This window comes from Allobosea sp. 2RAB26, assembly GCF_052115465.1.
Taxonomy (GTDB): domain Bacteria; phylum Pseudomonadota; class Alphaproteobacteria; order Rhizobiales; family Beijerinckiaceae; genus Allobosea.
In genome coordinates, this window is sequence record NZ_JBFRGS010000028.1 from 19,702 (window position 1) to 32,540 (window position 12,839).

The following is a 12,839-nucleotide window of genomic DNA, read 5'->3' on the forward strand; positions in this document are numbered from 1 at the left end:
GTGGCCTCGACGATCTCCGGCTCCATCAGCGTTCGTCTCGGCCTTCGCGCATGAGTTCTTCGGAGAGGTTTGCCGCCATCGATGTGCCTCCAATGATCTCATTGAGATCAAAGATAGTGATCGTGCAAAGTCGCGCAAAGGCAGGCGGCCACCGCCCGAGACGTGCTCACGGCCAGGGGACGAGTGGCGCGGCCCCGCGGTTTGGGCGCCCTTCCGAGCCGGTGAAGAGACGGGGCGGCACCATGCTTTTCGCATGGTGCGGCGCCAGGCCCCTCAGACGCGAACCTGATCGCCGATCGGCACCTTCCTGGCGAAGGGAACGAACGCCATGGCTGCGATCGTGAGGACGGCAACCAGTCCCCAGGCCTCGTTGATCGACAGGACCAGGGCGGCCTTCTCAACCAGTGGCTGAAGCAGCGCCTGGGCCTGGGCGTCGAGCGGCCCAGGCGGCCGCATCGCCATGAGTTCGAGGGGCACGCCGATGAACTTCGCCGTCTCGACATCGCCTCTTTGCAGCCGCTCCATGATCGCTGTGCCGTGCACGGGCGAGCGGCTGTAGATCACGGTGTCGATCAGGGCGAGGCCGATCGCGCCGCCCAGGTTTCGCATCAGGTTGAACAGGCCGCTGGCGTCGGGAACGCGCATCGGGGGAAGCTGTCCCAATGCCAGACGCGTCGGTGGCAGAAGGCAAAACATGATGGCCAGGCCACGGACCACCTGCGGCCAGAACATCACGTCATAGTCGCTCTGCGGGGTCTGAAAGGCACTCAGTCCCAGGCCGAGGGCGAAGAGGGCAAAGCCGATGCCGGTCAACAGGCGGACATCGACACGACGCTCCAGAGCGACGGCGACCGGCGCGATGGCAAGTTGGGCGGCGCCGGTCACCAGCATGATCTCGCCGATCTCGAGCGCATTGTGATCGCGCACGAAGGCCAGGAAGACCGGCATCAAATAGACCGATCCAAACAGCCCGATGCCGAGAACGAAGCTCAGGATGCTGCCGATCATGAAATTCCGGTCCGCAAAGCTTCTCAGATCGACGATCGGAGCATCGGCCTGCAAAGTCCGCCTGATGAAGCCGAGACCGCTCGCCAGGCTCAGCGCGATCAGCCCCAGGATCAGGCCCGAGATCCAGCCGCGCTGAGGTGCCTCCTTCAATGCAATCTCGATCGCTGCCAGCGCGATCGCCATCATCACCAGAGACAGGGCATCGAGCTTGCGCGCTTCGATGAGACTCGGCTTGTCACGTGGCAGGAGGAAAGCGGCTAGTGCTGCCGAGACGACGCCGGGAATGACGTTGATCAGGAACAGCCAGTGCCAGGAATAGGTCTGCGTGATCCAGCCGCCGACGATCGGCCCGACCGTTGGCGCGAGCACGGCAAAGACGCCGGCCAACGTCGTGGCGATGGCCTGCCTGCTCGGCGGGAAGAGCAAAAAGACAGCCGAAAAGACCGCGGGAATCAAAGTGCCGCCTGAAAACCCCTGAAGGACGCGCCAGGCGATCAGGGCCGGGAACGACTGGCTCGCCGCACAGCCGATGGAGGCTGCGGTAAAGACGGCGAGCGCCACGACGAACAGCCAGCGCATCGAGAGAAAGCGCGTCAGGAAACCCGTCAGCGGAATCGCGATGACCTCGGCGATGAGATAGGCGGTCTGGACCCAGCTCATCTGGTCGGGCGGAATGTCCAGTGCGCTCTGGATCGTCGGCAGGGACGTGACGACGACCTGCACGTCGAGGATCGCCATGAACATGCCGATGCACATGGCGGCAAAGCCGATCCATGTCGCAGCGGTGACGCGCCTTTCGCCCATCGCATCAGCCGGTGGCGGCATGGCGAGCCTCTTCAAGCGCAGTATTCTCGGCGCGGATGCGGATCGTCAGGACGAGGCCGTTGGCGATCGAAAAGACTAGCGCGAACCATGGGAGGCCAAGGCACAGCGGCAGGACGGCGATCTCGCCAATGACGACGATGTAGTTCGGGTGCGACACGAACCGATAAGGGCCCCGTGCCACGAGCCTCTCGCATGGTGCAACGATGATGCGGGTCGTCCAACGCCGGCCGAGCGTCACCAGAACCCAAAGGCGCAGCCCCTGAAGCAGGCAGAAGACCATGAGCCAGCCGAGATGGATCGCTTGCGCCCAACCGAACAGCCAAAGCCCGATCAGCCAGGTTGCGTGCAGCAGGACGATCAGCGGATAGTGCCCGGCAGCCTTCTCCACGGCGCCCTTGGCGAGCAAGGCAGACGTGTTTCTATGCGCGAGCCAGAGTTCTCCGATCCGCTCGGCCGTCACCAGGGCCAGCAAGACGATGGCCGGTGTCATGTCCCTTGCCGCAGCGAAGCGCAGCTCACGGTGAAGCCCGGCCCCATCGCCATCAGCAGCGTGCGCGAGGGCAGGCCTGCCGCGATCGCACGCTGGAGGACGAAGAGGGCGGTCGGAGCCGACATGTTGCCATAGTCGGACAGGACGGCACGTTCGTGGTCGAGCGCGCCTTGCGCGAGTGAAAACGCGCTTTCCAGGGCCTCGATCACCTTCTTCCCGCCGGGATGACAGGCAAAGAGATCGATGTCGGACAGCGACAGCCCTTCACGCTCCAGGATCCCTGCGATGGCTGGGTTGATCCGCTCCTCCGCGAAGGGCGGGATCGCCCGGTCGAAGATCACGCCAAAGCCCTGGGGATCGACCGTCCAGCCCATGATATCCAGCGTGTCGGGCCACATGTGCTGCCCGGTCATCTCGACCGTGGCGATGCCATCCGGCCCTGCCTGCAGGATGCAGGCTGCCGCGCCATCGCCAAACAAGGCGGTCGCAACGATGTTGGCCTTCGTCAAAACATCGAGTCGGAAAGCCAGCGTGCAGATCTCGACAGCCACGAGCAGGATTGTCGAACCTGGGCGCGACGCGGCCAGGCGGGACGCGATCGAGAAACCCGATACGCCGCCGGCACATCCCAGGCCGAACACCGGGACACGTTCGACGTCGCTTCTGAAGCCAAGTCTCTCGGCGACACGGGCATCGAGGCTGGGGGTCGCTATGCCCGTCGACGAGACCGTCACGATCGTATCGATCTCGGACGCCTGTAGTCTGGCGGCGCCCAGCGCCTGCGTCGTTGCATCCACGAACAGGTCGCAAGCGCCAGCGACATAGGCGGCGCTGCGCTCGGGCCATCCCAATGGCTGCAGATACCACTCGATCGGCCGGACGGCATAGCGGCGGCTGATGCCCGAATTTTCGAAGACGCGCGCAAGCTGCTCGAAATCGGGATAGCGGCCGGCAAAGCTCCGATGGGCGGCTGCCGCCACATCGCGCTGGCGAAACTCATGGGGCGGAACAGCCGTCGCGACGGAAACGAGCTTGACCGGGTGAGCCATAGCCACTTCCAGGCATGGCGGGCGGTGCCGCCCGATGCGGGCGGACCTGCAACGCCATGCCAACTATGCTTCAGCGAGCCCGCAAGTTCCAGAGGCAGGCTTGCGTATTACGCCGCGTGCGTCGCCATGCGACGAAGGCACGAGACGGTGGGATCATTGGACTGGCCTTTCAGCCTTGCCTCTCGGAACATTGTGCACGCTGAGAGACGCGTGCACCGGAGGCTGAAGCAGCCCGGAAAACGGCAGCGCTCTTGCTCAGTGCGGGCCCTTAGCTATATTTTTAGCTAAGGAGATGCTCATGGCCTAGTTCTCGGTTCACGAGGCCAAGACCAACCTGTCCAAACTGATCGCTGACGCCCTGGAGGGGGCAGATGTGGTCATTGCCCGTGGCAACGTGCCGGTGGTGCGCCTGGTGCCGGTCAGACCACGCGGCAAGCGGCGCTTTGGGGTACTCAAGGGAAAGATCGCCGTCGATGCGCGCTTCGACGAGCCGCTGCCCGAGAATGAACTCGGCGGCTGGAATCTCACGTGAGGCTGCTGCTCGATACCCATGCTCTGATCTGGTGGCTGGCGGGTGACGAGGCGCTGAGCCCCCGTGCCCGAGAGGCTACTGGGGACGAGGGCAACAGCACCGCCGTCAGCGCCGCCTCGGCCATGGAGGTCGCCACCAAGTTCCGCATTGGCAAGTGCCCCGGCGCGGCGCTGCTCGCGCAGGACTTCGAGGCGATCATCGCAGATCAGGGCTTTGCCGAGCGGGCGGTCACCGTCCGCCACGCACTGCTGGCCGGCGAGATGAACATTGCGCACAAGGATCCGTTCGACCGCCTCCTCATTGCCCAGGCTCAATCCGAGGACATGGTGCTGATTTCGAACGAAGCATTGTTCGACAGCTTCGCAGTCAAACGCCTTTGGTAGCGGGATAGCAGACATGCCGAGGTCCGGGACGAGGCGTCGGCCATCACAGAGCAAGAGCCCATCACTCCGTTTTCGTGTATTACCGTTGCGGGGGCTCAATCCTCGCCTTTCGCCGGAATGTCGGGACGGAGAGAAGGATGCCCATTTTTCTTGATCGACATAACCTGAGAGGTCTGACCGCAGCCGACATCGCCGAAGCCCATCGCAAGGATCTGGAGGTGCAGGAGCGTTACGGCGTACGATTTCTGACCTATTGGTTCGACGAAGCAAGGGGTACAGGATTCTGCCTCATAGACGCACCTGACATCCAGGCAGCAATGCGGGTGCATGACGAGGCCCACGGAGATTTAGCCAAAGATGTCATCGAGGTAGATCTTTCCGCTGTCGAAGCCTTTCTCGGTCGCGTCTCGGACCCGGCTCCAAAAGGCGACAGCCCTCATGCAATGTTTGATCCGGCCTTACGCACCATCATGTTCACCGACATTGTCGACTCGACCGGCATGACCGCAAGGCTAGGCGATCTAAGGGCGGTTGAGATGACCAGAGCCCATGATTCCCTGGTGCGCCGCTCCCTCAACGACAAGGGGGGACGCGAGGTCAAGCACACCGGGGATGGGATCATGGCTTCTTTCGATGACGTCGCTGCAGCGGTGGATTGTGCTCGTTCAATTCAGCAGGCCTTTGATGCCTTCAACCTCGCGAGTAAGGAGAAGTTACGGGTGCGGATCGGGTTGGACGCTGGTGAGCCCGTTGCCGACAGTAATGACCTGTTCGGAGCGACAGTTCAGACTGCAGCTCGCCTATGTCAGGCGGCGGAACCTGACACCATCGTCGTGTCGGGAGCAGTATCGGCTTTGGTTTTGAACCGATTCCCCCTCGTTTCTCTTGGTCATAAAGCCTTGAAAGGCTTCGTGCATCCCGTTGCAGCATTCGAGGTGAACTGGCACTGAGATCATAATTTTCGCTGATGATCTTGACACGCAGGGGCGCGCTGTATGTCCGCAGGGGGGGCGATTCCGGAAGTGGCGGCGCCCAGCCGCCTGAACTCCGTCCCGCACCGGGTTCGACGAACCGCCTACAAATCCCGTTCGGAGATGTCCCGTGATGTTCAACGACAGCTGGATCACCGCTTCTCCGAGCAAGCCCCACTACGGAATGGAATACGCGATTGAACCCCGTCTTCGTTGGCGCGTTGATCAGCAGTCGATCAAAGGGTGGGCGTCCTATGCCGAATTCGTCATTTTTTTGCCGCCAACAGGAAAAGCACTTGCCGCTGCGTGCGCCGATCGACCGATCGACATAGCAAAACTCGCGCTCCTGACGGGGCGCTCGCCAGCAGCGGTGAAATGGCTGGTGAAGCAAGACATCATCGTCCCGGCCAGCCTCTATTCTGCAGCTCTTCGGATAGGGGGCAGCATGCCACGAGATCGACAACACGACCGCCGAAAGTGAGCGGATTGACGCCGTGCGATGACAAGATGAGTCTCGGCCCGACCTGCAAAGGGTGGGAAAGGGGCGCGGCAGCGGCGCCGCAGCGGAGAACTCGCAATGGTTTTCAGGGCAGCCTTCGCTGGTATTGGTCTTGTGCTGGCCCAGGGCGCATCGGTCGCAAGCCAGGAGGAGCCGATCTCGCGACCCGTATTCGCAACCCTGCTCAGCTCCCTTGTGAGGCAGCAAGGCGTCAGCCTCTCTTTGCAGACGGACTGTGATCAGCCAGCGGTCAATTGCAAGGTTCTCGATCCGCCGCAGAACGTGGAGATCTGGCTACGCCCGGACGAACGCGGCAATCTCGCCAGCGTCCAGATCAATTTCGACGCAATCAACGGCCCGCCTGATCCGCTTTTCGCCTTGGCCCGTAAAATCTGCTCGGCTGCAATCGGGGTCCTTGCGATCCGCCCCGTTGATGCCCGGGTTCTCGAACCCTCTTTCAGCCAGGCGCGGATGACCGGCCATTGGGAAGGATTGGTCGCGGAGCAGAAAATCTCGGTCCGGTTGTATCCCAGCTATTCCTTCGGCGCTTGCGAAGTCACCGCATCGCGCAAATAGGGATGTGACGCCATTCCCCGTTCCGGTAGCCACAACATCGACCCTGGGGATCTCGGGATGGTATTTGGAATAGGGGCGTCTTGAAGGACGCAGCTATTGTCCCAGAACTTGCAGCCTGGGACATCGCGGCTTGGGGAGACCAAACATGGCCGTCCAAGAAGGCACTTATAAAGCGGAGTTTGGGACCTCCCTCGGTATCGGCAGCGGTGTCGTGGTGATCAGCGACGGCAAGGTGCGCGGAGGGAACTCCGCAATGCTGTATGTTGGACGTTATCAGGAGTACCGAGACACATTTAGCGCCGAGATCCGTGTAACCCGGCATACTCCGACTCTGGCTGTCGAAAGCGTGTTCGGAAAAGATGACCTGTCCGTCAGCCTGACAGGGGTGGCCGTCGAGGGCACGATCTCCTTGATTGGCGAGTCGCCGGACGCTCCAGGAATAAAACTCCGGGTGACGCTGGTCCGCGTTGCCGACTGACATCGACGAGCGCACCTTCGAGATCAATCACACGGCAATGGAGATCGCTCGGCCGGGCGCAGTCGCGCTTCCGTGCTGATCAGCTCCGCATAGACCGCGGGCGCGCTGATACGAGGCGAGCCGCTCGCTGCCTCTCTCAAGTTGTGTTTTCCCACAATGATCGCAAAGTACTATTCTGAGTAGTGTTTGCCGATTTTCTTATCATTCGAGAGGATTTACAGAAATTGGCGATTGCGCGACTATCCGATCCGACGCGAAAGCGTGCGCATACGGAGGTCAGTTATGCCGGGCCTGTCGATTGCGGTCATCGACGATCACCCGCTGCTGCGGGACGGGATCGCCGTTCTCATGAAACGGTGGGGCGGGTTCACGCTCGCGGCGACCGGCAGTGATGCGGATGACATCGTGTCGATCGCGAAGGCATATCAGCCCGATCAGATGATCGTCGATCTCAGCATGCCGGGAGACGTGTTTCAGGCGGTTTCGGACGCACTGAAGATCGTTCCCGCGATACAGATCATCGTGTTCACAGCCTCGACAAGCCCGGAGGATGCGATCAGGGCCCTCGATTCAGGTGCCAGGGGCTATGTCCTGAAAGGCAGCCCTAAAGAAGAGCTCTTCCTCGCCCTTCAGGCGGCGCAACGCGGCGAAGTCTATGTGACGGCCGCCTTCGCAACCAAGGTGATCGGCGCCTTGCAGCAGAAAACCCTGCAACGACAGATGGCGGCCCGCAACAGGCTGAGCGTCCGCGAGGACCAGATCGTCAAGCTCCTGCTGCTCGGGAAAAAGAACAGGGAGATCGCAGATGAACTCTCTCTCACCACCCAGACGGTCAAGGGTTACATGACCAGCCTGATGGCAAAGCTCAACGCGCGCAGTCGACTGGAAGTGGTGATCGCGGCGCAAAAGCTGGCCCCGCAGGATGGTGTCCCGGGCACCGGCAGATCCGACTCTGGGCAACAAGGTTGATCGGGAATTGCCGCCGCGGCTTGAGCGCGAGTTTGCGAACGCTGAACGTGGCCGTTGTGCCCTCGAACGGCAGTTACACGCGCTCTGCCCGGTTTAGTGCCGCCACCGGACGAGCGACCTCGCTGACGGCTACATTCCGCCCCGGTCTCGCCGCCGATGCCTGACCTCGACCGGGTGAGCCCGATCAGGCTTCCGAGGTGCGCAGACGCTCTTCTGCCTCCGTCGCCGGCTCGGCCCTTTGCTCCGTGCCGCGCCCGAGGAAGGCGAAGACGACGATCGCGGTGACGACCGTGACGGCGCAGAGCATCACGAGCAACGTCACGAAGGCCTCGCCATAGCTCTGGACGAGCGCAGTCCGGCTCATCTGCGGCAAGGCGGCCGCGGCGCTCGCGATATCGCCGGTGACGAGCCGTTGGGCGGCCGGACCCGCAAGCGCTGCGGTCGCGCCAGCCGCAAGATGGCCGGCCGTCAGGGCTGACAATACGGCGCTGACCACGGCGAGCGCCACGCCTTCGCCGGCCACGCGCGTGGTGCTGAAGATGCCGGTCGCCATGCCGGCGCGCTCCTTGGGCACGACGCTGACTGCAAGCCCGTCCATCAGCCCCCAGGGCAGGCTGATGCCGATGCCGATCAGCGCCATCGGCATGGCGATGCCCATCGTCTCGCCGCCGAGCGGAACGCGGCTCAGCCAGAACAGGCCGGCAGCGCAGATCAGCAAGCCTGCGCCGCAGATCGTCGCCGGCGCGAACCAGCGCGTCAGCAGGCCAGCCGCGATCGGCAGAACCAGCAGCGGCGCGGAGAGTGCGATCATCAGCCGGCCGGCGGCGATCTCGCTCAGGCCCTCGATACCGATGAAGCGCACGGGCAGCAGGATCAGCAGCACGACGAAGGCATAGGCCGGCGCGGCGGCCAGCAACTGCACCCCGACGAACCGCGGGTAGCGGAACAGGGTGAGGTCGAGCATCGGCCGGGCGACACGGCCCTCGATCACGACGAAGGCGATGAAGAGCAGGACGGAGCCCGCCAGCAGGCTCATCACGGTGGGCTCGGACCAGCCGCGCTCCGGCGCCAGCAGGACGCCATAGGTGAAGAGCGCCAGGGCCAGGGTGAAGCTGGCGGCGCCGGGCCAATCGAGCCCGGCGGCGTCGGGATCGCGCGATTCCTGCAGGACGCGCGCGCCGAGCGCCAAAGCGAGCACCGCCAGTACGATCACGAGCCCAAAGATGCTGCGCCAGCCGAAGGCGTCGATCATCAGGCCCGAAGCGATCGGCCCGAAGGCAAGGCCGACGCCGAAGCTCGTGCCGACGATGCTGAAGGCGCGGATGCGCGACGCGCCATCGAATTCCTGTGCGAGCGCCGCCATGCCGCCGGAAAAGGCGGCTGCCGCCGCGACGCCCTGGGCCGCCCGGCCCAGATCGAACCACAGGATATCGGGTGCAACGGCCAGCGCCATGGAGAGCACCGCGAATGCGCCGACGCCGATGAGGAAGACGCGCTTGCGGCCATAGGCATCGGCCAGTCCGCCCGCTGCCATCAGGCTCGATCCGAAGGTCAGCATGAAGGCGTTGGTGACCCAGTTGAGCGCGATCGGGCTGCCGCCCAACGCCTTGCCGATGGCAGGAAGCGCCACGGCCGGCCCGGTAAAGGTCAGCGGCATCGCCGCGGCGGCGAGGCAGACGGATAGGAGCACGAGCGCCTGCTCGGCCATGCGCGGCCGCGTGATGGTTTGCGTCATGGATTGAATGCCCTGTTCGATGGCGGCGGCGCTGCGACCCAGCCGGCGATCGCCTTTCCCGGGAAAGCTCGCCTTTCCCGAGAAACAGGATAATCTCGATGGAATACCTGCCAAGGCGTCGTGCATTCCGATCTTGGCGGAAGTAAACGCTCGAATGCTCGTGTCTCGGGAGAGCCAGGAATGGATTCGCTGAGCGGCCTGATGGCCTTTGTCCGGACAGCCGATCTCGGCAGCTTCGTCATGGCCGGGCGCGTGCTCGGACTGTCCGCGTCCGCGGTCGGCAAGGCCGTGACCAGGCTCGAACAGCAGCTCGGCATCCGGCTGTTCCAGCGCTCCACCCGCAGCCTGCGGCTGACCGAGGAGGGGCGGGCCTTCCACGAGCGCTGCCGGCGCATCCTCGACGATCTCGACGATGCCCGCGCCATGCTCGCCCGCACGATGGACGTGCCGCGCGGGCGCCTCCGCGTCAGCACGCCGATCGTCAGCTACCACCTGCTATTGCCGGTCCTGCCGGAGTTCATGGCGCGCTATCCCGAGATCGAGTTCGATCTCGATTTCAACGACCGCCTCGTCGATCTGATCGACGAGGGCGTCGATGTCGCGATCCGCAGCGGCGAACTTCCGGATTCGCGCCTGATGGCGCGGACCCTGCGCCCATTCCAGATGCTGCTCTGCGCCGCACCGTCCTATCTGGAACGCCACGGCAAGCCGGAATGCCCGCGCGACCTCGACGGGCATCTCGGCATCCGCTTCCGCTATCCCAACAGCGGCAAGATCCAGGCCTGGCCGCTGACGCTCATGGCCGGCGAACCGGAACTGCGCACGCGCACGGTCCTGACCTGCAACAATATGGAGGCGCTGCGCGGCGCCACGGTCGCCGGTCTCGGTATCGGCTGCATGCCGGATTTCCTGGTGCGCGATCCGCTCGGGAAGGGCGAGCTGCTTACCCTGCTCGATGACCGGATCGATGCTCCCGGCCATTTCAGTCTGATCTGGCCCTCCAACCGCAACCTCTCGCCGAAGGTCCGGGTCTTCGTCGATTTTATCGGGGAGCGCCTGTTTTCAACCCGCTGCGAGGCGTTTCCCCAGCCCTCTCAATGAGGCGATGGCCGCTTGTCCAGCAAGGCGCGAAGTCCGAGCACGGTGGTCTCGTCGAAGTTGATATCGATATCGACGCCGGAGCGGGTTTTCGTCCTCAGGATCAAGGTTCCATCATCGGCCATCACGAAACTGGTCTGTTCGGCGAGCACGGCGTTGACGACATCGGCATTCGACGGGGAGCCGCGCATCTCGGCGGCGTGCATGGCTGCCGCTTCGAACCGCGACAGGAAATCCCCCTCGAGCAGCCGCGGAATGTGAAGGATGAAGCGGCGTCCATTGCTGTCCGTCAGATCGAGGCAGCTGGTCTGCCCGCTCGTGGAGGCGCCGTGGCCGTTGACCTGGCTCAAGAGGATCGTGGCGGGCTCTGTCATCCCTGCATTCCCTGGATTTGCTGATCTCAGCCGCCTCCTTAGCCGTTTCACGTCGAAGTCGGAACTCGGGGCGAGCCGGTCCTCGTCGATGTCGGGGTGGTCCGGCGGGCCGCCCGGTCTGATTGCGGGGGGATGCGCTAGGGATCGAGCCGATAGACCTTGCAGATGACGCCCTCTTGCGTGCGGTAGGTCCGAAAGCCCATCGCCTCGTAATAGGCCAGGCCCATCGCATTGCCCTCGCCGATGGTCGCATCGATATTCTGCAGGCCAAAGGCTCTGGCGGCTTGCACTGTGGCTTGAAACAGCGCCGAGCCGACGCCTTGGCGAGCGGCGTGGGGGCTGACATGGGTTCCGATGATCCCCCAGCCTTCGGCTACCCCGTAGGGATTGTCGGCCGAGGCATGGCGCAGAGACTGGAACCCGAGAATCCGCCCCAGTTCGCCCTCCGCAACCGAGCATTCGATGCGCTGCTCCTGCTCGATATAGTGAGCCAGGACCCATTGGGGATCACCAGCGCTCTTGCGCAGGCCCGCAGTGAAGATCTCGTCCAGGGCGCTGCTCATACCTTGCGCATCAGCGGATGTGGCCGGTCTGACTTTCATGCTGACCTTACTCTCGTGGGGCGTGCGGGACTGTATTGGACGATCGGCCGTCAAGGCAAAGTCGGAACCCTGCCGAGGTCCTCACCCGTGACGTCACGGCGTTCTGAACGGGAAGCTAAAGACGGCCCGACACGACCTTGCCGTCGTCACGTTTCGCCGCCACGATCCTGCGGATCAGACAAGTGTCCGCAGATACCGGTGCGCGAGGGCAAGGATCGCCCCCTTGGATCATCGGACCGGAAACCCTATCCGCTCCCATGATCTAACCCTTTGTGTTTGCGTCGGCTTTGCCCCGAGAACCGCAATCCACTTTTCGGGCCGAAGCTTTAAGCCCTATGGACGTTTCCAGATCGCGAGGTCGCCCACCGTCCGGAACCCGGCCTCCAGTGCGGCTGCCAGTGCGTCGCCGCTCTCGTAGCCCACCAGGTCGCGACCGGGGACCGTCATTGTCGTGGCGCTGATCACCTCCGAGGTGTCGCCGAAGACGTTGCTGAGACCGGCCACGGCGCCCGTCTCCGTGACGATGCACCCGGCCACGATCGCGCCATCCGCCCGCGCGGCCAGCATCCTGATCCCGGGCGACGTCAGGAATGCCGGCAGGAAAAGCGGCGGCTCGCCTGCACGTCCACTCCAGGCCGCCTCCCATGCGCCCAACTCCTCGGCGTCCATGATCGGGCGCCAGCTGAGCCGCGTTCGTCCCGCGGCCAGGCCGGCGGGCCGATGAATCCAGCGAGCATCGAACAGCGGCTCGAAGCCGAGGCCGTCCAGCGCGAGCGCCCGGTAACTGTCCTTGACGAAGAAGGCCTCAGACGCCCGCGCTGTCCGTTTTGCGATGGCGTGCAGCTGAACCTGAGGATCGATTTTTGGGTCGACCGTGACGAGATGGGGGTAGAAGCGCGGCGGCGTTCCCGAGCACGCGGCGCAACCGTCGACACGCTCCACGCCAAGGCCGTGCGCGCGCCACATGGCGGTGCACAGCGCGGCGTTGTCGAGCGCCGCCATGCGATGAAACTCCGAAACCACCATGCTGTCTGCCTGCGTCCGACGGCAGGATCGGATCGCTCCTGCAGATCAGCCATGCCGTAACAGGACAGGGCCTGGCTTTCCATCCAGCTCGAACGTGGTCGGGAGCGTCTGGTCTGTCCCGTGCGGGTCCGCCATAGGCTGCCGGGGGCCGGGCCGACGCTCCTAGAACGGCCGCGAGCCGCGGACACCATCCACCAGATCATCGGACCGGATATCGTATCCGG

Annotated in this window: 14 protein-coding genes and 1 pseudogene; 8 read left to right on the top strand and 7 right to left on the bottom strand. The window is 63.9% G+C overall.

The window, feature by feature from the left end; all coding sequences use genetic code 11:
* Positions 1-273: 273 nt before the first annotated feature.
* From AB4118_RS31220 to AB4118_RS31230, 3 genes are read right to left on the bottom strand one after another with little or no spacing between them, the layout of a single operon-like run.
* Entirely contained in the window at positions 274-1,833 is a 1,560-nt protein-coding gene (locus tag AB4118_RS31220; RefSeq protein WP_441493382.1) for a DHA2 family efflux MFS transporter permease subunit, read from the bottom strand.
* Positions 1,817-2,323 carry an isoprenylcysteine carboxyl methyltransferase family protein gene (locus AB4118_RS31225; protein WP_441493383.1) on the bottom strand — a complete coding sequence of 169 codons (507 nt, stop codon included), beginning with the start codon at positions 2,321-2,323 and terminating at the stop codon, positions 1,817-1,819. The genes AB4118_RS31220 and AB4118_RS31225 overlap by 17 nt, the downstream gene beginning before the upstream one ends.
* Complete coding sequence (locus AB4118_RS31230) at positions 2,320-3,372, bottom strand: type III polyketide synthase (protein ID WP_441493384.1); 1,053 nt, start codon at positions 3,370-3,372, stop codon at positions 2,320-2,322. Before AB4118_RS31230 ends, AB4118_RS31225 begins: the two co-directional genes overlap by 4 nt.
* A 322-nt stretch (positions 3,373-3,694) precedes the next feature.
* On the opposite strand from AB4118_RS31230, the pseudogene AB4118_RS31235 reads away from it, so the two are divergent.
* From AB4118_RS31235 to AB4118_RS31265, 7 genes and pseudogenes are all read left to right on the top strand, one after another.
* A pseudogene (locus AB4118_RS31235) lies at positions 3,695-3,904 on the top strand (type II toxin-antitoxin system Phd/YefM family antitoxin); the annotation flags it as partial.
* Entirely contained in the window at positions 3,901-4,287 is a 387-nt protein-coding gene (locus AB4118_RS31240; RefSeq protein ID WP_441493385.1) for a type II toxin-antitoxin system VapC family toxin, read from the top strand. The pseudogene AB4118_RS31235 and the gene AB4118_RS31240, both read left to right, overlap by 4 nt.
* A 137-nt stretch (positions 4,288-4,424) precedes the next feature.
* Entirely contained in the window at positions 4,425-5,237 is an 813-nt protein-coding gene (locus tag AB4118_RS31245; protein ID WP_441493386.1) for a nickel-binding protein, read from the top strand.
* Positions 5,238-5,391: 154 nt separating this feature from the next.
* Positions 5,392-5,739 carry a hypothetical protein gene (locus AB4118_RS31250; protein ID WP_441493387.1) on the top strand — a complete coding sequence of 116 codons (348 nt, stop codon included), beginning with the start codon at positions 5,392-5,394 and terminating at the stop codon, positions 5,737-5,739.
* 132 nt (positions 5,740-5,871) lie between these two features.
* Positions 5,872-6,333: a hypothetical protein gene (locus tag AB4118_RS31255; protein ID WP_441493388.1), complete on the top strand. Its 462-nt coding sequence runs from the start codon at positions 5,872-5,874 to the stop codon at positions 6,331-6,333.
* 145 nt (positions 6,334-6,478) lie between these two features.
* The gene (locus AB4118_RS31260; protein WP_441493389.1) at positions 6,479-6,811 is read left to right on the top strand and encodes a hypothetical protein; all 333 of its coding nucleotides are present in this window, start codon (positions 6,479-6,481) and stop codon (positions 6,809-6,811) included.
* A gap of 282 nt (positions 6,812-7,093) precedes the next feature.
* On the top strand, positions 7,094-7,780 hold the full coding sequence (locus AB4118_RS31265) for a response regulator (RefSeq protein ID WP_441493390.1): 687 nt from the start codon (positions 7,094-7,096) through the stop codon (positions 7,778-7,780).
* 184 nt (positions 7,781-7,964) lie between these two features.
* Here AB4118_RS31265 and AB4118_RS31270 read toward each other — a convergent pair whose 3' ends face one another.
* Positions 7,965-9,515 (bottom strand): MFS transporter, encoded by a 1,551-nt coding sequence (locus tag AB4118_RS31270; protein WP_441493391.1) that lies wholly within the window; start codon positions 9,513-9,515, stop codon positions 7,965-7,967.
* 180 nt (positions 9,516-9,695) lie between these two features.
* Here AB4118_RS31270 and AB4118_RS31275 point away from each other — a divergent pair, with 180 nt between their 5' ends.
* Complete coding sequence (locus AB4118_RS31275; RefSeq protein WP_441493392.1) at positions 9,696-10,616, top strand: LysR family transcriptional regulator; 921 nt, start codon at positions 9,696-9,698, stop codon at positions 10,614-10,616.
* Here AB4118_RS31275 and AB4118_RS31280 read toward each other — a convergent pair.
* From AB4118_RS31280 to AB4118_RS31290, 3 genes are all read right to left on the bottom strand, one after another.
* Positions 10,610-10,987 carry a hypothetical protein gene (locus AB4118_RS31280; RefSeq protein WP_441493393.1) on the bottom strand — a complete coding sequence of 126 codons (378 nt, stop codon included), beginning with the start codon at positions 10,985-10,987 and terminating at the stop codon, positions 10,610-10,612. The genes AB4118_RS31275 and AB4118_RS31280 overlap by 7 nt on opposite strands.
* Positions 10,988-11,124: 137 nt before the next feature.
* On the bottom strand, positions 11,125-11,550 hold the full coding sequence (locus AB4118_RS31285) for a GNAT family N-acetyltransferase (protein WP_441493394.1): 426 nt from the start codon (positions 11,548-11,550) through the stop codon (positions 11,125-11,127).
* A gap of 372 nt (positions 11,551-11,922) precedes the next feature.
* Positions 11,923-12,591, bottom strand: a complete 669-nt coding sequence (locus tag AB4118_RS31290) for a hypothetical protein (protein ID WP_441493395.1) — start codon at positions 12,589-12,591, stop codon at positions 11,923-11,925.
* Positions 12,592-12,839 lie beyond the last annotated feature (248 nt).